The following is a 22,300-nucleotide window of genomic DNA, read 5'->3' on the forward strand; positions in this document are numbered from 1 at the left end:
CAAGTTCCTATGGTCGTGAGCTTCCGCGAAGCCGATCCGGCCTTCGATCGCTGGGACGAACTTCATCGTCTTTTGATGGATTGCTTTGCCTATATGGCGGCGCGGATCGATCCGCCGTCCTCGCTTCTGCGCATGGGGCCGGCGGAGCTTGCCGAAAAGGCTGGGAGCGAAACGCTTCTTCTGGCTGAAGAGGATGGACGCATCGTCGGCTGCGCTTTTCTCAGGCTCGAGCCGGACTGCCTTTATATCGGCAAGGTCGCCGTCGATCCGGCGTTTCGCGGGGCGGGGCTGGCGCGACAGCTTTTTGCTCTCGCTGAAGAGTGGGCGCGGGCGAACGGTCGCTTGGTCCTCAAGTTGCAGACGCGCGTCGAACTCTCCGAGAACCACGCCACGTTCGCCCGTCTCGGGTTTGCGAAGGTGGGTGAAACGGCCCATGACGGCTATGACCGTCCGACGAGCATCACCATGACGAAGCCGGTCGACCCTCCATGGCCAGATCGCGCCTTCTCGGCTGCCGTTCCCGAACAAGCCTGACTTCCTTCCGCAGCGCCGCATTTTTCTCTAGGGTTCCGTCTGAAACGCCTTGAGAGCTTTGCGATGATCGCCTGGAGCCTTTTCATTCCCGCCTGCTTTGCCGTGAATTGCGCGCCCGGGCCCAACAACATGCTGGCCTTCGCCAATGCGGCGAAGGTCGGGCCGCTCTACGCTCTTCTGGGGGGCCTCGGCCGCATGCCGGCCTTTGCCATTTTGATCGGTGTCACCGTTGCGGGGCTTGGCGCGATCCTGTCCGCTTCCGCCGAGGCGTTCGTCGTCATCAAGCTCCTGGGCGCCGCCTATCTCATCTATGTCGGCGTCAGGATCCTGCGCCATGCGCGGCATCTCGCACGGGTCGACCCGTCCTCGGTCAACCTGAAGACGCTGATGCGCCGCGACTTCACCATCGCCATCACCAATCCGAAGGCGATCGCGGTTTTTACGGCTTTCTTCCCGCAGTTCATCGATCCGGCCTTTCCGGCCTGGTCGCAGCTTGCGCGGCTCGGCGGCGCCTTTCTCGTCATGGAGGTTGTGGCGGTCGCGCTCTATGTCGCCGCCGGCGCCCTCCTCAAAGGTCTGCTGCGCTCGGAGCGCATCTTCGTCTGGCTCAATCGTTTCGTCGGCTCGGCGCTGATCGTCTCGGGTGGTTCGATGGCGGTGTCGAGCCGATGACCAGCGAGCAGATGTCCGGTGATCCGCACACCTGGCCGCGCGCCACCGCCGTCGAAGAGGCAGGTCTGCCCTCGGAAGGGATGACCGAAACCGTCTGTCTCACCTCGGATGAGCGCCACCGCCGCCGTCTGGTGATGACGACGGAAACCGGGCTGACCTTTCTGCTCGACCTTCCCGAAGCGCGGCTGCTGCGGGAGGGCGACCGCCTGGTTCTGGAAGACGGACGCCGCATCGACGTGCGGGCAAAGCCTGAGCCGCTGCTGGAGGTGCGCGCGCCCGACCGAACCACGCTTTTGCGGCTCGCCTGGCATCTCGGCAACCGCCACACGCCCGCCGCCCTTCAGGAAGAGCGTCTTCTCATCCGCCGCGATCACGTGCTGGCGGAGATGATCCGCAGGCTCGGTGGAGAAATTTTCGAAGTGGAGGAGGCGTTCGATCCGGAAGGTGGCGCTTATGGCGATCCGCACCATCACGGCCATGGTCATGGCACCGAGCCGCCCCATTCTCATGGGCCAGGATGAACAGTACGGACCGCGAGGCAGAATGGCTTTCTTCGACCCGCAGAACAACACCCAGACCGCGCGTCACCGCAGGCTCTACGCGCTCTACGAAATCGCCTTCACGACCGTGGATGTGAGCGCGGCGGTGCTCTTCGTGGTCGGCTCCGCGCTTTTCTTCTATCCGGAGCTGGAAACGCCGGCGATCTGGTGCTTTCTCATCGGGTCCATCTGTTTTGCCATGAAGCCGACGATCCGCATCGTGCGGGAGCTGCATTATCTCTCGCTCGGAGATTTTGACGATGTCGACAAGGCGGCGCATGGCTGAGGGCGCGACCGAGGTCGAACGCGGCAGCAAGGGTGCGGCCGCTGCTCTGTTGACGCTCCAGTATTGGCTGTCTCCTGCATTCCCGGTCGGGGCGTTCGCCTATTCGCATGGGCTCGAGCGGGCTGTCGCTGCCGGCTGGGTGCATGACCGAGAAAGCCTGAAGGCGTGGCTCGATGCTCTTCTGCTCTGCGGCTCGTTTCGTGCTGATGCTCTGCTCTTCGCAGCAGCCTTTCGCGCGCATTCGGTCGGAGATGAACAGGAGCTCGCCGAGATAGCCGAGCTTGCCGAGGCTCTGGCGCCGTCGCAGGAGAGGCATCTCGAAACGATGGCGCAGGGGCGCGCCTTCGCCGCGGCGACGGGCGGCCTGGAAAGGCCCTGGCCGGTTGCGATCGGGACGGCCGCCGCTGATCTCGATATTGGACTTGTGACCGCCGTTGCGAGCTTCCTGCAGGCTGCCATCGTCAATCTCTGTTCGGCGGCGCAAAGGAGCGTTCCGATCGGTCAGAAGGACGCGCTGGCGGTTGTCACGGCGCTGCGCGAGGGCGTTCTTGAAACTGCCGCCTGGGCGGCCGCCGCAGATCTCGCCGAGCTTGGCAGCGCGACGTTTTTCTCCGATATCGCTTCGATGCAGCACGAGGTGCAGGAGACGAGGTTGTTCCGCTCATGACGATGACCGCCGAGCCTGCTCCCGTGAGGCAACGTTCGCCGCACGGCCCCCTTCGCGTCGGCATTGGCGGGCCGGTGGGCTCCGGCAAGACGACGCTTGCCGAAAAGCTCTGCAAGGCGATGCGGGAGCGCCATTCGCTCGCCGTCGTCACCAACGACATCTATACGAAGGAAGACGCGCTCATCCTCAACCGGCTGCAGGCCCTGCCGGAAGATCGGATCGTCGGGGTGGAGACGGGCGGTTGCCCGCATACGGCGATCCGCGAGGACGCGTCCATCAACCTTGCCGCCATCGCCGATCTCAACGCCCGCCATCCGGATCTCGATCTCGTCTTCATCGAATCGGGCGGCGACAATCTGGCGGCGACCTTCTCGCCCGATCTCGCCGATTTGACGCTTTACGTGATCAGCGTCGCGGAAGGTGAAAAGATCCCGCGCAAGGGCGGGCCCGCCATCACGCGGTCCGATCTTTTGATCATCAACAAGACCGATCTCGCCCCCTATGTCGGTGCGGACCTCGATGTGATGGCCCGCGATGCGGAGCGGGTGCGCGAGGGAAGACCTTTCGTCTTCACCGATCTTTCCCGCAACGAAGGCGTCGATCGGATCGTCGATTTCCTGGCAAAGACCGGCGGGCTGCCGGGCTGACGCCTTGTCACTCGCCGCTTGCCTCTTCGTAGAGCTTTGGAAAATGCGGCAGGAATTGCGTGCCGGAATGCACGACGAATTGCAGGAAGGCGCGTGCGCCTGGCGAGACGGATTTGTCGCTGCGGCGCACGACGAACCACTGTCTGCGGATCGGTAGCCCTTCCAGATCGAGTGCCACCAGGCGGCCGGCGGCGATTTCGACAGCGACGGTATGTGCGGACAGGAAGGCGATCCCGAGCCCGGCAATGACGGCCTGCTTGATCGTTTCGTTGCTGCCGAACTCCACGAAATGGATGGACGGATCGGCGAGAAGATCGCCGAGATAGATTTCCATCGACGTGCGCGTGCCGGAGCCTGGCTCGCGCACGAGCAGGGTCTCGCCGGAGAGCTCGTTGCGGCTGAGATCGATCTGACCGGCCAGCCGGTGGGCGGGCGAGGCGATCATGATGAGGGGATGGTCCCCGAACACCGCCGCCTCCACCGGCACGGTCTTGGGCGGTCGGCCCATGATGGCGCAATCGACATCGAAGTCTGTGAGCGCCTGCACCACCTCCTGGCGATTGCCGACGGTCAGCCGCACATCGATCATGGGATGCTCATGCTTGAAGCCGACGACGAGGGCCGGCGCGTAGTATTTCGCCGTCGAGACGACGCCTACATGCACCGCGCCGGTGCCGAGTCCCTTGACCTCGTTGATGGTGTCGGAGAGCCGGAAGATCGATCGCTCCACCTCGGCGGCGGTGTTGCGCACCGCCTCGCCAGCGTCAGTCAGTCGCATGCCATGGGCGGTGCGGTCGAAAAGCGGCAGACCCAGCGCGGATTCGATCTGTTTCAGCGTCAGAGTGACGGCTGGACCCGTCAGTCCCAAGGCCTTGGCGGCACTCGCGATTGTTCCGTGTCGTGCAATTTCTGTGACGGCGCGCAGCTGCCGAAGGGTGAGCCAGTCCATGTCGCTCATTAGAATTCCTAACTGTGCGCCTTACAAGAATTAAATTTACTTAGTCTCCCCAGGGTGTATCTCACACCCAATCAAGACCGACAGGGAAACCTCGGTCAGGGGGGAGGGCAGCATATGGCCGGCCTGAGCACGCTCGAGGCTTTTCTCAGAGCATATAGCAGCACAGAAGATCCGCAGCGTCTTGCGGTGGTGGAAACGGTCCGGGCTCTCGCCCGCGCCTCGCGACAGATTCGTGATGTCGTATCCCAGGGTCAGCTCGGCGGCGACATTGGCGCCGCGCGCGGTTCCACCAATGCCGATGGCGATCGGCAGCGCTTTCTGGATGTGCGCGCCGACGAGATCGTGCTTGCCGAGATGCGGGAAGCCCCCGTTGCCGCCTATGCGTCGGAAGAGATCGGCTCGCCGATCCTCCTCAACCCCGAAGGCGTTCTCGCGGTCGCGACCGATCCGCTCGACGGCTCATCCAACATCGACACGAACGTCTCGATCGGGACGATCTTTTCCATCCTGCCGCATGTGCCGAATGCGGCCGATGGTGTCGGTACGGATTTCGCCCAGCCGGGGCGCAATCAGCTCGCCGCGGGTTTCTTCATTTACGGCCCGCAGCTCGCCATGGTGCTCACGGTGGGCGAGGGCACGCATGTCTTCGTCTATTCGCACCGCATCGGCGGCTATCAGCAGATCCTCGACGGGGTGCTGATTTCTCCCAACACCAATGAGTTCGCCATCAACATGTCGAACTATCGGCATTGGGACGAAGCCGTGCGCATCTATATCGACGACTGCCTGCAGGGCTCGGCAGGCCCGCGCGCCCGCGATTTCAACATGCGTTGGATCGCGTCGCTCGTCGCCGATACCTACCGGATCATCGCGCGTGGCGGCGTGTTTCTTTACCCGCGCGACAATCGCCGTGGCTACGGCGACGGCAGGCTGAGGCTCGTCTACGAGGCAAATCCGATCGCCATGCTGATCGAGCAGGCCGGCGGCCTTGCCAGCGACGGCGGTTTTCCGATTCTCGATCAGGTCCCCACGGGCCTGCACCAGCGCACGCCTTTGATCTTCGGTTCGAAGAAGGAAGTGGAGCGCATCCTTCGTTACCACGAGGCGCCGAGCCTGATCGGCGAGCGCGCACCTTTGTTTACCCACCGCGGCCTGTTTCGCGTTTGAGGCCAGGACATGTCAGCCAAGCACCCAATCATTTCAGTCACAGGTTCGTCCGGCGCAGGCACCACATCCGTGCGCCGGACCTTCGAGCAGATTTTCCGTCGTGAAGGGGTCAACGCCGTCTTTATCGAAGGCGACGCCTATCACCGCTACAACCGCGTGGAGATGCGCGAAGAGACCGAGCGTCACAAGGCGGATGGCGATTACTCCTTCAGCCATTTCAGCCCGGAAGCGAACCTCCTCTGCGAGCTGGAGGAGATGTTCGAGGAATACGGCCGCAAGGGCACCGGCAAGACCCGGCATTACGTCCACGACGACGATGAGGCCAAATGCTACGGCTGCCCGCCGGGCGAGTTTACCGACTGGGAGCCGTTCCCGGCCGAATCCGATCTTCTCTTCTATGAGGGGCTGCACGGGGCCGTCGTCACCGACGATTGCAACATCGCCCAGTATCCGGACCTGAAGATCGGTGTCGTGCCGGTCATCAATCTGGAGTGGATTCAGAAGATCCACCGCGATCGTTCCACGCGCGGCTACACGACGGAAGCGGTCACCGACACGATCCTGCGCCGGATGCCCGACTACGTGCATTACATCTGCCCGCAGTTTACCGAGACGACCATCAATTTTCAGCGCGTGCCGATCGTCGACACCTCTAACCCCTTCGTGGCACGGTGGATTCCGACAGCAGACGAATCCATGGTGGTGATCCGCTTCGCGGATCCGCGCGGCATCGATTTTTCGTATTTGCTGTCGATGATCCACGATAGCTTCATGTCGCGGGCGAACTCGATCGTGATCCCTGGAGGCAAGCTCGACATCGCCATGCAGCTGATTTTGACGCCGCTGATTTTGCAGCTCATCGAGCGAAAGCGCCGCGTCTCTTAAACGAAAGGTTTCTTGATGGCCCCTTTGCAGACGACCGTACTGGCCGCTTCGACGAACGCTGAGGCCGCTGATCTCAAGCCGATGGCAAATGCCATCCGCGCTCTCTCCATGGATGCGGTGGAGAAGGCGAAGTCGGGACATCCGGGCATGCCCATGGGCATGGCCGATGTGGCGACCGTCCTCTTCAGCAAGTTCATGCGCTTCGACCCGCAGGACGCCGCCTGGCCGGACCGCGACCGCTTCGTGCTGTCGACCGGTCACGGCTCGATGCTGCTCTACTCGCTGCTTTACCTGACCGGATATCCGGAAGCGACGATCGACCAGTTGCGGAATTTCCGCCAGCTCGGCGCACGCACTGCTGGCCACCCGGAATACGGGCATCTGGCGGGTGTCGAGGTGACGACCGGCCCGCTTGGGCAGGGCCTCGGTGCCTCCGTCGGCATGGCTATCGCCGAGCGGCTGATGGCGGCGCGCTTCGGTGATGAGATCGTCGACCATTACACCTACGCGATCGCCGGTGACGGCTGCCTCATGGAAGGCGTCAGCCATGAAGCGATCGATCTCGCCGGTCATCTGAAACTGCGAAAGCTGATCGTTCTCTTCGACGACAACCAGATCTCCATCGACGGGCCGACATCGCTTGCGACCTCCGTCGACCAGCTGAAGCGCTTTGAGGCGGCCGGCTGGTCGGTGCGCCGCGTCGACGGCCACGACATGGCGGCGGTCGAGGCCGCCATCGAGGCCGAGCGCCAGACCGATCGTCCGTCGCTGATCGCCTGCCGCACGATCATCGGCTGGGGCGCCCCCAACAAGCAGGGCACCCATGGCGTTCACGGTTCGCCGCTCGGAGCCGAAGAGGTTGCGGCGGTTCGCGAGGCGCTGGGCTGGACGCACGAGCCTTTCGTCATTCCCGACGAGGTTCTGAAGGATTGGCGCGAGACCGGAAAGCGCGGAACCGCGCTGCATGACGATTGGAAGAAGCGCCTGGCGGAGGCTCCGAAAGAGCGGCGCAAGGCGTTCCATGCCGCGCTCGAGCTCGACTTCACGGGCAACGAGTTGCGCGACGCGATCGAGACGATCAAGGAGCGCTTCTCTTCCGAGAAGCCGAAGCTCGCCACGCGGCAATCTTCTCAGAAGGTGCTGGAGGAACTGGTGCCGCTGTTGCCGTCGCTGATCGGCGGTTCGGCCGATCTCACCGGCTCCAACGGCACGCGCGTCGCGGCCCAGCAGCCGGTCACGCCCGACGATTTCAGCGGCAATTACATGCATTACGGCGTGCGCGAGCACGGCATGGCGGCCGCGATGAACGGCATGTCGCTGCATGGCGGTGTCATTCCCTTCGGCGGGACCTTCCTGGTTTTCGCCGATTATTCGCGCCCGGCGATCCGTCTCGCGGCGCTGATGGGCGTGCGCGTCATCCACGTGATGACCCACGATTCCATCGGCCTCGGCGAGGATGGCCCGACGCACCAGCCGGTCGAGCATCTGGAATCTCTGCGCGCCATGCCGAACCTCAACGTCTTCCGTCCGGCCGATGCCGTGGAAGCGGCGGAAGCCTGGCAGTGCGCCATCGAAAACGCCTCGGGTCCTTCGGTTTTGTGCCTGACGCGTCAGGGCCTGCCGACGCTGCGCACCGAGCACGTCTCGGAGAACCTTTCGGCGAAGGGCGCCTACGTGCTCCGTGAACCGGAGGGCGACCGCGACGTGACCCTGATCGCCACCGGCTCGGAAGTGACGATCGCGGTCGAAGCGGCGGAGAAGCTTGCGGCCGACGGCATCGCCGCGGCCGTCGTCTCAGCGCCCTGCTTCGATATCTTCAAGACCCAGGACCGGGCCTATCAGACCAAGGTTCTGGGCACGGCGCCGCGGATCGGCGTCGAAGCTGCGGTGCGCGATGGCTGGGACCGCTGGCTCGGCCCGGACGGTATCTTCATCGGCATGCAGGGCTTTGGCGCGAGCGGCCCCTATCAAGAGCTCTACGAGCATTTCGGCATCACCCCGGACGCCATCGTCGATGCGGCCCGGACCTTCATCAACCTTGGCAAGGAAAGCGAATAATGGCCCGCATCACGCTGCGTCAGCTTTTGGATCACGCTGCCGAGAACGGCTACGGCGTTCCCGCATTCAACATCAACAACATGGAACAGGCTCTGGCGATCCTGGAGGCGGCTTCGTCCGTCGACGCGCCGGTCATCATCCAGGCGAGCCGCGGTGCCCGCGCCTATGCCAACGACATCATGCTCGCGAAGATGATGGAAGCCCTGGTCGAGATCTATCCGAACATCCCGATCTGCATCCATCAGGACCACGGCAACAACGAGGGCACCTGCCTCACGGCCATCCAGCACGGCTTTACCTCCGTGATGATGGACGGCTCGCTCGAGGCCGATGCCAAGACGCCGGCCTCCTATGAGTACAATGTCGCCATCACGAGCCGCGTGGCGCAGATGGCGCATTGGGTCGGTGCCTCGGTGGAAGGCGAACTCGGCGTGCTCGGATCGCTCGAAACGGGCGAAGGCGAGGCCGAGGACGGTCATGGCGCGGAAGGCAAGCTCTCCCAGGAGCAGCTTCTGACCAATCCCGATCAGGCGGTGGAATTCGTCAAGGCAACGAAGGTGGATGCGCTGGCGATCGCCATGGGCACGAGCCACGGCGCCTACAAATTCACCCGCAAGCCGGATGGCGAGATTCTGGCGATGCATGTGATCGAGGAGATCAATCGCCGCCTGCCGAACACGCATCTCGTCATGCACGGCTCGTCGTCCGTGCCGCAGGAACTGCAGGACATCATCAACGCCTATGGCGGGGCGATGCCGCAGACCTATGGCGTGCCGGTGGAAGAGATCGAGCGCGGCATCCGCCACGGCGTCCGCAAGGTGAACATCGACACGGACTGCCGCATGGCGATGACCGGGCAGTACCGCAAGATCGCGCAGGAAAACCCGGCGGAATTCGATCCGCGCAAATTCAACAAGCCGGCAATGGAGGCCATGCGCGAGCTCTGCCGCGATCGTTTCGAACGGTTCGGCACCGCCGGAAACGCCTCCAAGATCAAGGTCATCCCGCTCGAGGAGATGGCCAAGCGCTACCAGAGCGGCGCGCTTGATCCGAAGACCGACATGGCCCTGGCTGCCGAGTAATCGGCCAGCTTCAACGAGAGAAAGCGAGGAGTGGGATGGATACGGAAGCCAAGACCGTCACCGGCAAGGACCGCTACAAGTCCGGCGTCATGGAATACAAGAAGATGGGCTATTGGGAGCCCGATTACGAGCCGAAGGACACCGACATCATCTGTGTCTTCCGGGTGATCCCGCAGGACGGTGTCGATCCGATCGAAGCTTCTGCAGCGGTTGCCGGTGAGAGCTCGACTGCGACCTGGACCGTGGTGTGGACCGACCGTCTGACGGCGGCGGAGAAGTACCGCGCCAAATGCTATCGCGTCGATCCGGTGCCGGGCGCCGAAGGCCAGTATTTTGCCTATATCGCCTATGATCTCGACCTCTTCGAGGGTGGCTCGATCGCCAACCTGACGGCCTCGATCATCGGCAACGTCTTCGGCTTCAAGCCCTTGAAGGGCCTGCGTCTGGAAGACATGCGGCTGCCGGTCGCCTATGTGAAGACCTTCCAGGGTCCGGCGACGGGTATCGTCGTGGAGCGTGAACGTCTCGACAAGTTCGGCCGTCCGCTGCTCGGTGCCACCGTGAAGCCGAAGCTCGGCCTCTCCGGCCGCAATTACGGCCGCGTTGTCTACGAGGCGCTGAAAGGCGGTCTCGATTTCACCAAGGACGACGAGAACATCAACTCGCAGCCCTTCATGCATTGGCGTGAGCGCTTCCTCTATTGCATGGAAGCGGTCAACAAGGCGCAGGCGGCGACCGGCGAAGTGAAGGGGACGTACCTCAACATCACCGCCGCCACCATGGAAGACATGTACGAGCGTGCCGAGTTCGCCAAGGATCTCGGCTCCTGCATCGTCATGATCGACCTCGTCATCGGCTATACGGCGATCCAGTCCATGGCCAAATGGGCGCGCAAGAACGACATGATCTTGCACCTGCATCGTGCCGGCCATTCGACCTATACGCGCCAGAAGACGCACGGCGTCTCCTTCCGCGTCATCGCCAAGTGGATGCGCCTTGCCGGCGTCGACCACATCCATGCCGGCACGGTCGTCGGCAAGCTCGAGGGCGATCCGGCGACGACGAAGGGCTATTACGACATCTGCCGCGAGGAGTTTAATCCGCAGGCGCTGCAGAACGGCATCTTCTTCGACCAGGATTGGGCCTCTCTCAACAAGCTGATGCCGGTTGCCTCCGGCGGCATTCATGCCGGCCAGATGCACCAGCTTCTCGACCTTCTCGGCGAGGATTGCGTGATGCAGTTCGGCGGCGGCACGATTGGCCATCCGATGGGTATCGCAGCCGGCGCGACGGCGAACCGCGTGGCGCTCGAAGCCATGGTGCTCGCCCGTAACGAAGGCCGTGACATCGTCAACGAAGGTCCGGAAATCCTGCAGACTGCGGCCAAGACCTGCCAGCCGCTGCAGCAGGCGCTCGAGACCTGGAAGGATGTCACCTTCAACTACGCCTCCACCGACACGCCGGACTTCGTGCCGACGGCGACCGCCGCCTAAAGCCCGAACCGAGACTATTTGGAGAACGCATCCATGCGCATTACCCAGGGCACCTTTTCGTTTCTGCCCGATTTGACCGACGAGCAGATCACCAAGCAGGTGCAGTACTGCATCGACAACGGCTGGGCGGTGAACATCGAGTTCACCGACGACCCGCATCCCCGCAACACCTATTGGGACATGTGGGGGCACCCGATGTTCGACATCGAGGATGCTGCGGCCGTGATGATGGAGCTCAATGACTGCCGCAAGGTCTACGGCGACCGTTACATCCGCCTGTCGGGCTTCGACGCTTCGCACGGTTGGGAATCGGTGAAGATCTCTTTCATCGTCAACCGGCCTGCCGAAGAGCCGGGCTTCCGCCTGGAGCGGCAGGAAGATGCAGGCCGTATGACGCGCTACACGACGAAGGCCTACGCGTCCGACAAGCCGGAAGGCGCACGCTACTAAGCGATCGTATGTTGAGAAATCGGCGTCGCGCCTTGGGCGCGGCGCCAACAGCGGTTTGAGAGCGGATGCTGCGATGAACGATCAGGTGAAACCCGAGAATGCCAATCCCGCTGAGGCGGAGACCGCCGCGCCGGTCACCTCGGTGGATCTGCAGCGCGAATTCGAGGAATCGGGCGTCGGCGACGTTCTGCGTGAGCTCGATGAGACCCTCGTGGGCCTCGCGCCCGTCAAAAAGCGCATTCGCGAAACGGCGGCTCTCCTCCTGGTGGAGCGCGCCCGCAAGCAACTCGGCCTCGCTTATGAGGCCCCGACGCTGCATATGAGCTTCACGGGCAATCCCGGCACCGGCAAGACGACGGTCGCGCTCAAAATGGCGAGCCTCCTTCACCGGCTCGGCTATATCCGCAAGGGCCATCTCGTCTCCGTCACGCGCGACGATCTCGTCGGCCAGTACATCGGCCACACCGCGCCGAAGACGAAGGAAGTGCTGAAAAAGGCGATGGGCGGCGTCCTCTTCATCGACGAAGCCTATTACCTCTACCGCCCCGAGAACGAGCGCGACTACGGTCAGGAATCGATCGAAATCCTCCTCCAGGTGATGGAGAACCAGCGCGAGGATCTGGTCGTCATTCTGGCCGGCTACGCCGACAAGATGGACAAGTTCTTCGAGAGCAATCCGGGCTTCCGCTCGCGCATCGCCCATCACATCGATTTTCCGGATTACAACAACGAGGAGCTCCTCAGGATCGCCGAGATGATGCTGAAGGAGCAAAACTACGAATTGTCGCCGGAGGCGCGCGAAACGCTCATCCGCTACATCGACCGGCGCCGCCAGCAGCCGCATTTCGCCAATGCCCGCTCGGTTCGAAACGCGCTCGACCGCGCTCGCCTGCGCCAGGCGAACCGTCTCTTCGAGGCCGCCAATGGCCCGGTGACGGCGGAAGACCTGAAGCTGATTTCACCCGAAGACATCAATGTCAGCCGGGTGTTTTCCATTCCAACCGATGCCGAACGCGCCGAAGAAAGGGCGTGAGCGAGACAACCCCGCACGGGACAGGGAGAGCCGCCATGAACGACATCCTGATCGCGCCGTCGATCCTTTCCGCCGATTTTGCCAGGCTCGGCGGGGAAGTGGCCGCCGTCGACCGCGCTGGTGCCGACTGGATCCATCTCGACGTGATGGACGGGCATTTCGTGCCCAACATCACCTTCGGCCCGCCGATCATCAAGGCGCTGCGCGGCTCGTCGCAGAAAGTCTTCGACTGCCATTTGATGATCGCGCCCGCCGATCCCTTCCTGCAGGCTTTTGCCGATGCAGGCTGCGATTACATCACCGTGCATCAGGAGGCGGGACCGCATCTCGACCGCTCGCTGCAGGCGATCCGCGGGCTCGGCAAGAAGGCCGGCGTTTCGCTCAATCCCTCGACGCCGGAAACGACGCTCGAATACGTCCTCGACCGGCTCGACCTCATTCTTCTGATGAGCGTCAATCCGGGCTTCGGCGGTCAGGCCTTCATCCCGGCGATCATCGAGAAGACGCGCCGCGTCAAAGAGATGATCGGCGACCGCGACATCCGTATCGAGATCGACGGCGGCGTGTCGCCGGAGACCGCGCCTGCGCTCGCCGCAGCCGGTGCCGATGTGCTTGTTGCGGGCTCCGCGGTCTTTAAAGGCGGCAGCGAAGAAACATATCGTCAGAATATCGCTGCCATCCGTACGGCAGCGGAAGGGGCGCTGAAGGCGGCCGCCTGAGACGAGACAAGGAGAGCTTCATGGCTGCAACCGCCGCGATCTGCGATTTCGGCTGGAAGGCGAAGGATTTCACCCTCAAGGGGACCGACGGCAAGACCCATTCGCTCGCCGATTGCGCGGGCGAGAACGGTACGCTCGTCGCCTTCATCTGCAATCACTGCCCCTATGTGAAGGCCGTGATCGACCGTTTCGTGCGCGACGCCAGGGAGCTTGAGGCCTATGGCATCAGGACGGTCGCCATCTGCTCCAACGATGCCGAGGCCTATCCCGACGATTCCTTCGAGAACATGCAGGGATTCGCCGAAGAGCACGGCTTTTTCTTTCCCTATCTGCATGACGAAGATCAGTCGGTGGCGCGCGCCTGGGAGGCCGTCTGCACGCCGGATTTTTTCGGCTTCAATAAGGACCTGGAGCTGCAGTTTCGCGGTCGGCTCGACGCGTCCCGGAAAGAGGCCGCGCCGGATGCGCCGCGCGAGCTTTTCGAGGCGATGAAAAAGGTGGCTCAGACCGGCGAAGGGCCGAGGGAACAGATCCCCTCGATGGGCTGCTCGATCAAATGGAAGGCCGCCTGATGGCCTCGTCCTGGCCGAAGGCCATCATCTTCGATCTCGACGGCACGCTCGTCGATTCCGTTCCCGATCTGACCGATGCCTTGAACGATCTCCTCGTCGAAGAGGGGCTTCCCGCCGTCAACGAGGACAATGTCCGCAAGATGGTGGGCGACGGCGTCGAAAAGCTCGTCGAGCGTGGGTTTGAGGCGCGTGGGCGGACGCTCGACAAAATCGAGCTCGAGAGCCTGGTCGCGCGTTTCCTGGCGCTTTACGAGCCGCGGGCGACCGAGAAGACGGTGCTTTTCCCGACCGCCGTGGAAACATTGGCGGGTCTTGAGGAAAGCGGCATCGCACTCGCCGTCGTCACCAACAAGCCCGGCGAGGCGACGCGTCTCATCCTGGAAGGTCTCGGCGTTGCCGAACGTTTCGGCGCCGTCATCGGCGGCGACAGCGGCCTGCCGAAGAAGCCGGAGCCGGCGGTTCTCCTGGCGGCGCTGCAGCAGCTTGGGATCAGCGCCGACGACGCGCTGATGGTCGGCGACAGTCCCGCCGATGTGGGGGCTGCGCGGGCCGCGGGCCTGCCGGTCCTCGTCATGAGCTACGGATACACCAAGCTGCCTCCGGAAGAACTCGGGGCCGATCAGGTCATCGATTCCCTCTCCGAGATCGTCGAAGCCATTCGCATGATGCGCACGGCTGCCTGAGCAAGGTATCTCGGCAAGGCTCGCCGACGGAGAGAGAATGGGGACGAAAACCGCCTTGTGATCGGCGCCGCCCCTGGCGCCACAACGGCTTTCCGCTATAAGATGAAAATAGTTCTCATCTTTTCGGTCGAGCCCGATCGGCCGGACCAATCCCATAGGAGCAGCGACAAATGTACATCGCCATGAACCGCTTCAAGGTGAAGCCGGAAGCGGCCGAGGATTTTGCCGAAGTCTGGCGCAGCCGCGATTCGCAGCTATCGAAGGTGCCGGGTTTCGTCGAGTTCCATCTCCTCAAGGGGCCACAGCGCGACGATCACGTGCTTTACGCCTCGCACACGGTCTGGCGCTCTTACGAGGATTTCGAGAATTGGACGAAGTCTGAGCATTTCCGCAATGCCCATGCGGGCGCCGGCGAACGCAAACCCCTCTACATCGAACATCCGCAGTTCGAAGGTTTCGAGGTCCTCGAAGACGTTCGCTGATTGCCGCATCGGGTGGGCGAGCCGCTCGGCCTCTGCTATGGCCTGACGCGACAGGCAAGACGGGGGACGCAGCGTGACGACACGACCGCTCGCTCAAAAGACGATCGGTGTTCTGGGCGGTTCCAGCAACATCGCCACCGGCCATTACTATCGCTTTCTCAACGAGATCGTGAATGCGCGTCTCGGCGGTTGGGACATCGCCGAGACGGTGATCGTCGGCATGAATTTCGGCAACATCGAAGCCTTTCTGCATGCCGACGATTGGGCCTCGCTGGAGGCCTATATGGCGAAGAAGGTGGATGCGCTGATCGCCGCGGGCGCTGACGTCATCGTCGGCGTCTCCAACACTTTGCATAAGCCGATGGAGGCGATCCTCGCCTCCCGCGACATCGATTACATCCACATCGTCGATCCGACGGGCGAGGCGATCCGCAAGGCCGGGCTGAAGCGCGTCGCCCTTTTCGGCACCAGGCCGATCATGGAGATGGATTACGCCCGCCGTCGCTACGAGGAAAAATTCGGGCTGGAGATCGTCGTCCCGAACGCAGACGAGCGCGCCGAGATCGATCGCATCATCTTCGACGAACTCGTCAAGGACGTGATCCACCCGCAATCGAAGGCCCGTTATCTGGAGATTGCCGAAAGGCTCGCGCGCGACGAGGGGGCACAGGGGCTGATCCTCGGCTGCACGGAGATCTTTCTTTTGATCGATCAGAAGGATCGCCCGGACTTTCCGATGTTCAATACGACGCGGCTGCATTGCGAGGCGGCCGTGGACTATGCGCTCACAAACGCGCTAGAGGCGGTGTGAACGGGAGAGGCTGAACAAGGGGGACGGCTGCAGGTCGATCGGCCGGGTCGGCAAGGTTCCGGCAAGGCGGTGCGTCTTTCTTGGCCTCTTCAGCACAAGAGCCCGACAGCGCCTGCGCAATCATCTCTCATGAACGCTAATCTCAACGGCATATCCGGTTTCCTGGAACGGGCGATCGCGGCCTCCGGCGAGACGCTGGCGACGCTTGCGCCGGGCGAACTTGTCAGCCTTGCGATCGCCTTGCCGGAAAGCGCCGAGGCGCGCTGTCAGGGGCTTTCGGGCGATTGTCGCTGGGTGTCTCCGCCGACGGGCCGGGCCTTCTATGCCGCCGGAAAAGCCGTCGAGGGCTCGCGTGACGAACTCGACCGCCTGTTGTCGGAAGAAGGTGTGTGGCGCCGCATCGGCGATGCCTCCGCATTGCCACTCGCTTTCTTCACGCTGCCGCCAGCGACGGCCACGCAGGACCTGTCCTTCTTTGTGCCGCGCGTTCTCTTCCGCCGTGAGGGAACGGCCTGGAACGTGGTCTTGTCCGCTGCCCATGACGGACGCGCGTTGCAGGAGATCGCCAGCGACTGGCTCGCGCTCGCGGCCGCCATCCTTTCTCAGGCCGAGCCGGTCGGCGAGGCCCGTATCGAACGCTCGCAGGCCTCGCCGGACGAGGCGACCTGGAAGACACGTGTCGCCGAAACGAGTGCTGCGATCCGCGACGGCCGCTTCGACAAGGCGGTTCTTGCCCGCCGTCTGGCGCTGAGGCTTGCCGAACCGGTCGATCCCAATCGGCTGGTCGACCGCCTCGCGGCCGCGAATGCGGGATCGAACGTCTTCTCGCTGCCGCATGGAGGCGGCCATGTCGTTGCCGCAAGCCCGGAACGCCTGGCCGTGAAGAAGGGCCGGGACATCTTGAGCGACGGGCTCGCCGGCACGGCCCGCCATGCCGGAGAGGCACCGGCCGATGATGCCGCCGAAGCGGCGCTTTTTGCTTCCGCCAAGGAGCGCAGCGAGCACGCCATCGTCGTCGATGCGATTGCAGCCGACCTTGAGGATTTCTGTGAGACGCTCGAGCGGCCGGCCGCTCCGGGCTTCATGCAACTGTCGCGCGTCACGCATCTTTGGACGCCCTTGTCGGGGCGGCTGAAGCCGGGCATCAGCCTTCTCGACGTCGCAGAACGGCTTCATCCGACCCCGGCGGTTTCGGGATTTCCTCGCGAAACCGCCCTTGCCTGGCTGAAGGAGCTGGGCGAGGAGCGCGACGGGCTTTATTCAGGCGTTGCCGGCTGGGTCGACGCGGATGGAGACGGGGAGGCGGCCGTCGTTTTGCGCACGGCTTTCTTCGCCGGGCGCGAGGCGAGCCTGTGGGCCGGTGCCGGCATCATGGCGCAGTCGGACCCGGCGGCGGAATGGATGGAGACGGAAATGAAGCTTGCCACCATGTTGGACCTCTTCGCAGACAAATGAACGGACCCGCCGAACAGACGTTTCACTGGGCTGCGGCCCTTGCATCCGGACTTGCTGCGGCCGGCGTGCGCCGGCTTGTCGCCTCTCCGGGCTCACGCTCGACGCCCCTGACGCTTGCCGCCCTGCGCCATCCCGAAATCGGCGTGCGCATGGTGGTCGATGAACGCTCGGCCGCCTTCTTCGCGCTCGGTCTCGCCAAGGCCTCCGGTGAACCGGTGGCGCTTGCGGCGACATCCGGTTCGGCGATCGCCAATTGGCTGCCGGCCGTCGTCGAGGCCGATATGGCCCGCGTGCCGCTCATCCTTCTCTCCTCCGATCGCCCGCCGGAACTGCAGGATTGCGGTGCCAATCAGACGATGGAGCAGGCTGGGCTCTTCAGCACGCATGTGCGCAAGTTTTTCCAGCTGCCGCCGGCTGAGGCCGAGACCGGCTGGCTCGCCAATTTCGTTGCGCGGATGGTGGCGGCGAGCCGTGGCCCGCTCCCGGGGCCTGTCCACATCAATGTGCCGTTGCGCGAACCGCTGGTCCCGTCAGCCTCGATCGGCCTGGAGGAAACGGCCGGAGCACCGATCCCGCTGACGCTTCCAGCGCATTTGCAGCCGACGGACGAAACCCTCAAGCGCATCTCCGGTATCATCGGCAAGGGGCGCGGCGCCATCGTCTGCGGGAGCGAAGCCTTGGGTGGTGCCGCGCGCCGCGCGATCCTCGACCTGGCGCGGCGGCTCGACGCGCCGGTTTTCGCCGACGTTCTTTCCGGTCTGCGCTTCGGTACGCAGGAACCGGAAATCCTCGCGCATCCCGATCAGGTGGCCCGCTCTGCGCCGGTGCCCGATTGGATCCTGCGTTTCGGCGGCACGCCCGTCTCCAAAGCCGTTTCCACCTGGATGGAGAAAGCGCACACGAAACCCCAGATCGTCGTCTCCGAGACGCCGCGGCTTGCAGATCCTGCAGGAACGGCGAGCCACGTCGTCACCGCTGATGTGGCGCTCGTCTGCGCGGGGCTCGACGCGCCCGCCGGACCGCCGGAATGGCGTGCCGACATCGTCGCCCTCGACAGCGAGGCCATGCGGGCGGCGGATGCCGTTTGCGACGGCGACCGCGTCTTCGAAGGTGCGCTGATGCGCCGGCTCGTGCGTGCTGTGCCGCCGTCGACCGCGATCTTCCTCGGCAATTCGCTCGCCGTGCGGGCCGCGGACTGGCTCGCCGGCCGCAGCTCCACGAAACTGCGGGTCTACGGCAATCGCGGCGTCAGCGGCATCGACGGCAATCTCTCGACCGCTTTCGGCATTTCCGCAATCTCCGAGAACTGCGTCGCGGTCGTCGGCGATCTCGCCTTCCTGCACGATCTCGGTGCGCTCGCGCTCGGACGCGACCTGCCACTTGCGATCCTGCTTCTCGACAATGGTGGCGGCGGTATCTTCGACCATCTTGCGCAGGCGGATCTGCCGGAATTCGAGACCGGCTGGCTGACGCCGCAATCGCTCGATCATGTGGCGGCCGCGCGCGCTTTCGGCCTTGCCGCTCAGGATGTCGATGGCCTCGACGAGGCGATGGCGGCCGTCAATGCGGCGCTCGACCGGCCCGGAACGACGGTGATCCGCGCCACCATCGTGCGCGAGAAGAGCCTCGCCCGTTTCAAGACTTTCTTCGCCGCCGCTGCGGCGCCCGTGACCCAAGGACAAACGCGATGAGTGACGCAAAGATCGCCTGGCAGAAGGTGCCGGGGCAGGATTTCACCGACATCCTTTTCGACAAGGCCGACGGGATCGCCAAGATCACCATCAACCGTCCGCATGTGCGCAACGCCTTTCGGCCGGAGACGCTGGAAGAGATCATGACGGCGCTGCATCTTGCGCGTCTCGATCAGGAAGTTGGCGTCATCATCCTGTGCGGCGCCGGGCCGGACGCCTTCTGCGCCGGCGGCGACCAGAAAATCCGCGGCGACGATGGCGGCTACAAGGATCAGGCGGGCGTCCACCATCTGAACGCTCTCGACCTGCAGCGCATGATCCGCACCTTGCCGAAGCCCGTGGTTGCCATGGTGGCGGGCTACGCGATCGGCGGCGGCAATGTTCTGCAGCTCGTCTGCGACCTGACGATCGCCGCCGACAATGCCCGCTTCGGCCAGACCGGCCCGCGCGTCGGCTCCTTCGATGCGGGTCTCGGCGCCGGGTTGATGGCACGCACGGTGGGGCTGAAGAAGGCCAAGGAGATCTGGTTCCTGTGCCGCCAATACGATGCGCAACAGGCCCTCGACATGGGCATGGTCAACACCGTCGTGCCGCTCGACCGGCTGGAGGAGGAGACCGTCTCCTGGTGTCGTGAGATGCTGCGCCTGTCGCCGACCGCGCTTCGTGTCCTGAAGGCCGGCTTCAACGCCGACACCGACGGGCTGTCGGGCGTGCAGGAGCTTGCCGGCAATGCGACCGCGCTCTTCTATATGACCGATGAAGGCCAGGAGGGACGCAACGCCTTCAACGAAAAGCGCGCCCCGGACTTTTCGCGCTTTCCGCCGCGCCCCTGAGGCGGCCGGATCGCCGCGCTTGAACCTCCCGCCGGACGTGTCCGAATGCGCATCGAGGAAGCCAGGTCCCGCGCCTATGCGCTGAGGCTCGCCCGGCCCTGGGTTGCGGCAAGCGCCACGATGACGACGCGGTATGGCCGCCTCGTCATGCTCGCCTCGGATCGCCTCGTCGGCTTTGGCGATTGTGCGCCGCTGCCGAGTTCGGGCGAGAGGGGCCATGCCGAGACCTTTCGCGCGCTCGACGAGGTTCTGCGGACGCTTCCGGGCGAGGATATCGACCCGCTCGCGGGTGATCTCGTCGCGCGCATCGCTCAGCCGCAGGTGCGCTGGGCCGTCGAGACCGCCTGTCTCGATCTCTGCGCAAAGACGCGCGGCCTGCCGTTGCACCGGCTTCTGCGCGAGACTTTGGCGGCTGACGTGCCCGTGAACGCCGCTCTCGGCCGCCTCGACGAAGGCTGCGCCGGCCGCGCGGTGAGAGCCGCCGAGGCGGGTTTTGCCGTCGCCAAGATCAAGCTCGGTGTCGATCCCGTAGAGTGTGAACTTACCGCCTTGAAAGAGGTGGTCGAGGCGAGCGGGAAGGCTCTGTCCTTCCGCTTCGACGCCAACCGTGCCTGGGAGAAGGCCGATGCGCGCCGGGTCCTGAATGCGCTCGCGGCGATGGACGGCCTGCGCGTCGATGGTGTCGAGGAGCCGCTTGCAGGGCCGACGCCGGAGGCGCTCGCATCCCTGCAGACGGAGCTGCCGTTTCCGCTTGCCGCCGATGAATCCGTGCCAGTGCTGGGGGTGGATGCGCTGCTTGAGGCGCGTGCCGTTCGCCGTCTCGTCGTCAAGCCGGCACGGATCGGCGGTATGGCCGCAACGCTTGATCTCGCGCGCCGCGCGCAACGGGCTGGTGTGGAGCTCGTTCTGACCTCCGTCGTCGATTCCGCCATCGGTGTCATGGCGGCAGCCCATCTCGCCGCCGCTCTGCCGGCGGGGCAGCGTCTCGCGCATGGTCTCGGCACGCTCGCCTGGCTTGCCGAAGACGTCGCTGCGCCGCCGCCGATCGAGAAGGGTGTGATCCGGCTACCGGAGCGTCCGGGGCTCGGCCTTACCCCGTTTGACGACCTGCCCGGCGGCGATCCGTTTCAGGGCTGAGCGGTCGGGCTTGCCGCTCGCAAGCAGCGGCAGCGCCTCGACCCGCACGGCTGCGCGCGGGCGCAGCGCCCCGTCGATATGATCGCGGCACCAGGCAAGCAGCGCCGCTTCGTCGCCCGGGCCGGCATAGATCACGGTGACGATCTCGCCCCAGACCGGGTCCGGCCGTCCGGTGACGGCCACGGTCTCAATCCCCGGAGTTTTGGCAAGCAGCACTTCCACGCTTTGTGGCATGACCTTCTTGCCTCCGGTGACGATGACGTCGTCGGCGCGCCCAAGGATGGTGATTGCACCCGTTTCGTCGATCTCGGCCAGATCGGCCGTGGTGAACCAGCCGTCCGAAAGCCCGTCGCCCGGAGTCAGCGTCGGATTGGCATAGCCCGCCATGACATTCGGCCCGCGCAGCTTGAGTTTTCCCGATGAATCGAGCGCGACCTCGGTTTCGCCCAGCGGTTTCCCGACGAAGCCGGCCCGCCAGGGACGCGGCAAAGCGGGGAGGGTGGCGAGCTGCGAGGCCGTCTCGCTCATCCCGTAGGTCGGCTGGATCGGCCAGCCGCGGGAGGCGGCCCGTTCGGCAAGCTCCGGCGACAGTGCCGCCCCGCCGATCAGCACATGCCGCAGGCTTGTCGGTGCATTCTCTTCGTCGGCATCGAGAAGACGCGCGAGCATCGCCGGCACCAGAGACAGATGCGTGACCGGCCTTTCGCGCAAAGCACCAAGGATGGCAGCCGCCTCGAATTTTTCCGCAATCAGCGCCTCCGCGTCGGCGAGTGCGGTGCGCACCAGGATGGAAAACCCGCCGATATGGAAAAGCGGCAGGCAGGCGAGCCAGAGGTCGCCCTTCTGAAGCGGCGCCATGGTCGCGCCGGCGCGCGCGGCGGCCTCCAGATTGGCGCCCGACAGCATCACGGCCTTCGGCCGGCCCGTGCTGCCGGAGGTGGCGACGAGAAGCGCGATGCCGGAAGGTGCTACCCATCGGCGGGAGGGTGAGGGCGCCGCGATCTGGGAAGCGGCCGGAAAGGCATCTGTCGAAAGACATGCCGTGCCTTCGATCGGCTGTTCCCCGACGACAAGCCCGGCCCCCGATTGGGCGATGAGATCGGCGACGACCGCCTGCGGCAGCGCCGGATCGATCGGAAAGAGCGGCGCCGGCAGATGCGGCGCGGCGAAGGCAAGCCGCGCCAGGATCTCAGCCGAGGCGGTCAGCGCCACGATCGGCCGCCCCGGCTCGGCGGCTGCCTCTCTCAAGAGACGGGCATCGCCCGGCGTAAAGGCCGAAAGCTCTGAGGCGAGAAAGAAGGACATGGCAGCCTTATGACAGCAATCGCGGCGCCAGAAGAAGAGGGATCGCCGGCGCGCATGGACGCAGCGATGCGGTTCCGGCTGAAGCCGCCTCTTTCGCTCGGTCGCGGATACACAGGCAGCTCATCTTTCCGTCTTTCTTTC

Annotated in this window: 24 protein-coding genes; 22 read left to right on the plus strand and 2 right to left on the minus strand. The window is 64.4% G+C overall.

Annotated elements, in window-relative coordinates:
- Positions 1-9 precede the first annotated feature (9 nt).
- From L0F51_RS18610 to ureG, 6 genes are all read left to right on the plus strand, one after another.
- Positions 10-534 (plus strand): GNAT family N-acetyltransferase, encoded by a 525-nt coding sequence (locus tag L0F51_RS18610; protein WP_234630658.1) that lies wholly within the window; start codon positions 10-12, stop codon positions 532-534.
- Positions 535-597: 63 nt separating this feature from the next.
- A complete protein-coding gene (locus L0F51_RS18615) occupies positions 598-1,206 on the plus strand; it encodes a LysE family translocator (protein ID WP_234630659.1) in 609 nt (202 codons plus the stop codon).
- On the plus strand, positions 1,203-1,727 hold the full coding sequence (locus L0F51_RS18620) for an urease accessory protein UreE (protein WP_234630660.1): 525 nt from the start codon (positions 1,203-1,205) through the stop codon (positions 1,725-1,727). The genes L0F51_RS18615 and L0F51_RS18620 overlap by 4 nt, the downstream gene beginning before the upstream one ends.
- 22 nt (positions 1,728-1,749) lie before the next feature.
- Positions 1,750-2,031 carry a YrhK family protein gene (locus L0F51_RS18625; protein WP_234630661.1) on the plus strand — a complete coding sequence of 94 codons (282 nt, stop codon included), beginning with the start codon at positions 1,750-1,752 and terminating at the stop codon, positions 2,029-2,031.
- Positions 2,006-2,698 carry an urease accessory protein UreF gene (locus L0F51_RS18630; RefSeq protein ID WP_370642452.1) on the plus strand — a complete coding sequence of 231 codons (693 nt, stop codon included), beginning with the start codon at positions 2,006-2,008 and terminating at the stop codon, positions 2,696-2,698. Before L0F51_RS18625 ends, L0F51_RS18630 begins: the two co-directional genes overlap by 26 nt.
- A 2-nt stretch (positions 2,699-2,700) precedes the next feature.
- Positions 2,701-3,345 carry an urease accessory protein UreG gene (ureG, locus tag L0F51_RS18635; protein ID WP_234630823.1) on the plus strand — a complete coding sequence of 215 codons (645 nt, stop codon included), beginning with the start codon at positions 2,701-2,703 and terminating at the stop codon, positions 3,343-3,345.
- Between the two features lie 7 nt (positions 3,346-3,352).
- On the opposite strand, the gene L0F51_RS18640 is transcribed toward ureG, so the two are convergent.
- Positions 3,353-4,294 carry a LysR family transcriptional regulator gene (locus L0F51_RS18640; protein WP_234630824.1) on the minus strand — a complete coding sequence of 314 codons (942 nt, stop codon included), beginning with the start codon at positions 4,292-4,294 and terminating at the stop codon, positions 3,353-3,355.
- Between the two features lie 123 nt (positions 4,295-4,417).
- Between L0F51_RS18640 and L0F51_RS18645 the strand changes: the two genes are divergently transcribed.
- From L0F51_RS18645 to L0F51_RS18720, 16 genes are all read left to right on the plus strand, one after another.
- A complete protein-coding gene (locus tag L0F51_RS18645; RefSeq protein WP_234630662.1) occupies positions 4,418-5,470 on the plus strand; it encodes a class 1 fructose-bisphosphatase in 1,053 nt (350 codons plus the stop codon).
- A 9-nt stretch (positions 5,471-5,479) separates the two neighbouring features.
- Positions 5,480-6,355 (plus strand): phosphoribulokinase, encoded by an 876-nt coding sequence (locus L0F51_RS18650; RefSeq protein ID WP_234630663.1) that lies wholly within the window; start codon positions 5,480-5,482, stop codon positions 6,353-6,355.
- Between the two features lie 15 nt (positions 6,356-6,370).
- The gene (gene tkt / locus L0F51_RS18655) at positions 6,371-8,413 is read left to right on the plus strand and encodes a transketolase (RefSeq protein WP_255701528.1); all 2,043 of its coding nucleotides are present in this window, start codon (positions 6,371-6,373) and stop codon (positions 8,411-8,413) included.
- A complete protein-coding gene (fba, locus tag L0F51_RS18660; RefSeq protein ID WP_128292747.1) occupies positions 8,413-9,495 on the plus strand; it encodes a class II fructose-bisphosphate aldolase in 1,083 nt (360 codons plus the stop codon). Before tkt ends, fba begins: the two co-directional genes overlap by 1 nt.
- 35 nt (positions 9,496-9,530) lie before the next feature.
- Positions 9,531-10,988 carry a form I ribulose bisphosphate carboxylase large subunit gene (locus L0F51_RS18665; protein WP_128292749.1) on the plus strand — a complete coding sequence of 486 codons (1,458 nt, stop codon included), beginning with the start codon at positions 9,531-9,533 and terminating at the stop codon, positions 10,986-10,988.
- Between the two features lie 33 nt (positions 10,989-11,021).
- Positions 11,022-11,438 (plus strand): ribulose bisphosphate carboxylase small subunit, encoded by a 417-nt coding sequence (locus L0F51_RS18670; RefSeq protein WP_128292752.1) that lies wholly within the window; start codon positions 11,022-11,024, stop codon positions 11,436-11,438.
- A gap of 73 nt (positions 11,439-11,511) precedes the next feature.
- Positions 11,512-12,471 carry a CbbX protein gene (cbbX, locus tag L0F51_RS18675; protein WP_234630664.1) on the plus strand — a complete coding sequence of 320 codons (960 nt, stop codon included), beginning with the start codon at positions 11,512-11,514 and terminating at the stop codon, positions 12,469-12,471.
- A gap of 35 nt (positions 12,472-12,506) precedes the next feature.
- On the plus strand, positions 12,507-13,190 hold the full coding sequence (gene rpe, locus L0F51_RS18680; RefSeq protein WP_234630665.1) for a ribulose-phosphate 3-epimerase: 684 nt from the start codon (positions 12,507-12,509) through the stop codon (positions 13,188-13,190).
- 20 nt (positions 13,191-13,210) lie between these two features.
- Complete coding sequence (locus tag L0F51_RS18685; RefSeq protein ID WP_234630666.1) at positions 13,211-13,762, plus strand: thioredoxin family protein; 552 nt, start codon at positions 13,211-13,213, stop codon at positions 13,760-13,762.
- Positions 13,762-14,445 (plus strand): phosphoglycolate phosphatase, encoded by a 684-nt coding sequence (gph, locus tag L0F51_RS18690; RefSeq protein ID WP_234630667.1) that lies wholly within the window; start codon positions 13,762-13,764, stop codon positions 14,443-14,445. Before L0F51_RS18685 ends, gph begins: the two co-directional genes overlap by 1 nt.
- 170 nt (positions 14,446-14,615) lie before the next feature.
- Positions 14,616-14,927 (plus strand): antibiotic biosynthesis monooxygenase, encoded by a 312-nt coding sequence (locus L0F51_RS18695; protein WP_128292764.1) that lies wholly within the window; start codon positions 14,616-14,618, stop codon positions 14,925-14,927.
- Between the two features lie 73 nt (positions 14,928-15,000).
- Positions 15,001-15,738, plus strand: coding sequence for an amino acid racemase (locus L0F51_RS18700; RefSeq protein WP_234630668.1), 738 nt, complete (start codon positions 15,001-15,003; stop codon positions 15,736-15,738).
- Between the two features lie 129 nt (positions 15,739-15,867).
- Positions 15,868-17,193: an isochorismate synthase MenF gene (locus L0F51_RS18705; protein WP_234630669.1), complete on the plus strand. Its 1,326-nt coding sequence runs from the start codon at positions 15,868-15,870 to the stop codon at positions 17,191-17,193.
- Positions 17,190-18,884, plus strand: a complete 1,695-nt coding sequence (menD, locus tag L0F51_RS18710; RefSeq protein WP_234630670.1) for a 2-succinyl-5-enolpyruvyl-6-hydroxy-3-cyclohexene-1-carboxylic-acid synthase — start codon at positions 17,190-17,192, stop codon at positions 18,882-18,884. Before L0F51_RS18705 ends, menD begins: the two co-directional genes overlap by 4 nt.
- Positions 18,881-19,717, plus strand: a complete 837-nt coding sequence (menB, locus tag L0F51_RS18715) for a 1,4-dihydroxy-2-naphthoyl-CoA synthase (protein ID WP_234630671.1) — start codon at positions 18,881-18,883, stop codon at positions 19,715-19,717. The genes menD and menB overlap by 4 nt, the downstream gene beginning before the upstream one ends.
- 45 nt (positions 19,718-19,762) lie before the next feature.
- Positions 19,763-20,854 (plus strand): mandelate racemase/muconate lactonizing enzyme family protein, encoded by a 1,092-nt coding sequence (locus L0F51_RS18720; RefSeq protein ID WP_234630672.1) that lies wholly within the window; start codon positions 19,763-19,765, stop codon positions 20,852-20,854.
- On the opposite strand, the gene L0F51_RS18725 is transcribed toward L0F51_RS18720, so the two are convergent.
- The gene (locus tag L0F51_RS18725; protein ID WP_234630673.1) at positions 20,783-22,159 is read right to left on the minus strand and encodes a class I adenylate-forming enzyme family protein; all 1,377 of its coding nucleotides are present in this window, start codon (positions 22,157-22,159) and stop codon (positions 20,783-20,785) included. The genes L0F51_RS18720 and L0F51_RS18725 overlap by 72 nt on opposite strands.
- Positions 22,160-22,300: the final 141 nt, after the last annotated feature.

Source organism: Afifella sp. H1R (genome assembly GCF_021462425.1).
Lineage (GTDB): Bacteria > Pseudomonadota > Alphaproteobacteria > Rhizobiales > Afifellaceae > Afifella > Afifella aestuarii.

What these genes read in the sequence shown, in the direction of transcription:
- gph (WP_234630667.1), top strand. Translation starts at nt 13,762, where the DNA reads ATGGCCTCGTCCTGGCCGAAGGCCATCATCTTCGATCTCGACGGCACG.
- L0F51_RS18705 (WP_234630669.1), top strand. Translation starts at nt 15,868, where the DNA reads ATGAACGCTAATCTCAACGGCATATCCGGTTTCCTGGAACGGGCGATC.
- L0F51_RS18645 (WP_234630662.1), top strand. Translation starts at nt 4,418, where the DNA reads ATGGCCGGCCTGAGCACGCTCGAGGCTTTTCTCAGAGCATATAGCAGC.
- cbbX (WP_234630664.1), top strand. Translation starts at nt 11,512, where the DNA reads ATGAACGATCAGGTGAAACCCGAGAATGCCAATCCCGCTGAGGCGGAG.
- L0F51_RS18625 (WP_234630661.1), top strand. Translation starts at nt 1,750, where the DNA reads ATGGCTTTCTTCGACCCGCAGAACAACACCCAGACCGCGCGTCACCGC.
- L0F51_RS18720 (WP_234630672.1), top strand. Translation starts at nt 19,763, where the DNA reads ATGCGCATCGAGGAAGCCAGGTCCCGCGCCTATGCGCTGAGGCTCGCC.
- L0F51_RS18620 (WP_234630660.1), top strand. Translation starts at nt 1,203, where the DNA reads ATGACCAGCGAGCAGATGTCCGGTGATCCGCACACCTGGCCGCGCGCC.
- L0F51_RS18615 (WP_234630659.1), top strand. Translation starts at nt 598, where the DNA reads ATGATCGCCTGGAGCCTTTTCATTCCCGCCTGCTTTGCCGTGAATTGC.
- L0F51_RS18610 (WP_234630658.1), top strand. Translation starts at nt 10, where the DNA reads ATGGTCGTGAGCTTCCGCGAAGCCGATCCGGCCTTCGATCGCTGGGAC.
- L0F51_RS18725 (WP_234630673.1), bottom strand. Translation starts at nt 22,159, where the DNA reads ATGTCCTTCTTTCTCGCCTCAGAGCTTTCGGCCTTTACGCCGGGCGAT.
- L0F51_RS18650 (WP_234630663.1), top strand. Translation starts at nt 5,480, where the DNA reads ATGTCAGCCAAGCACCCAATCATTTCAGTCACAGGTTCGTCCGGCGCA.
- ureG (WP_234630823.1), top strand. Translation starts at nt 2,701, where the DNA reads ATGACCGCCGAGCCTGCTCCCGTGAGGCAACGTTCGCCGCACGGCCCC.
- L0F51_RS18640 (WP_234630824.1), bottom strand. Translation starts at nt 4,294, where the DNA reads ATGGACTGGCTCACCCTTCGGCAGCTGCGCGCCGTCACAGAAATTGCA.
- L0F51_RS18630 (WP_370642452.1), top strand. Translation starts at nt 2,006, where the DNA reads ATGTCGACAAGGCGGCGCATGGCTGAGGGCGCGACCGAGGTCGAACGC.
- fba (WP_128292747.1), top strand. Translation starts at nt 8,413, where the DNA reads ATGGCCCGCATCACGCTGCGTCAGCTTTTGGATCACGCTGCCGAGAAC.
- tkt (WP_255701528.1), top strand. Translation starts at nt 6,371, where the DNA reads ATGGCCCCTTTGCAGACGACCGTACTGGCCGCTTCGACGAACGCTGAG.
- L0F51_RS18670 (WP_128292752.1), top strand. Translation starts at nt 11,022, where the DNA reads ATGCGCATTACCCAGGGCACCTTTTCGTTTCTGCCCGATTTGACCGAC.
- L0F51_RS18685 (WP_234630666.1), top strand. Translation starts at nt 13,211, where the DNA reads ATGGCTGCAACCGCCGCGATCTGCGATTTCGGCTGGAAGGCGAAGGAT.
- rpe (WP_234630665.1), top strand. Translation starts at nt 12,507, where the DNA reads ATGAACGACATCCTGATCGCGCCGTCGATCCTTTCCGCCGATTTTGCC.
- L0F51_RS18665 (WP_128292749.1), top strand. Translation starts at nt 9,531, where the DNA reads ATGGATACGGAAGCCAAGACCGTCACCGGCAAGGACCGCTACAAGTCC.
- menB (WP_234630671.1), top strand. Translation starts at nt 18,881, where the DNA reads ATGAGTGACGCAAAGATCGCCTGGCAGAAGGTGCCGGGGCAGGATTTC.
- menD (WP_234630670.1), top strand. Translation starts at nt 17,190, where the DNA reads ATGAACGGACCCGCCGAACAGACGTTTCACTGGGCTGCGGCCCTTGCA.
- L0F51_RS18695 (WP_128292764.1), top strand. Translation starts at nt 14,616, where the DNA reads ATGTACATCGCCATGAACCGCTTCAAGGTGAAGCCGGAAGCGGCCGAG.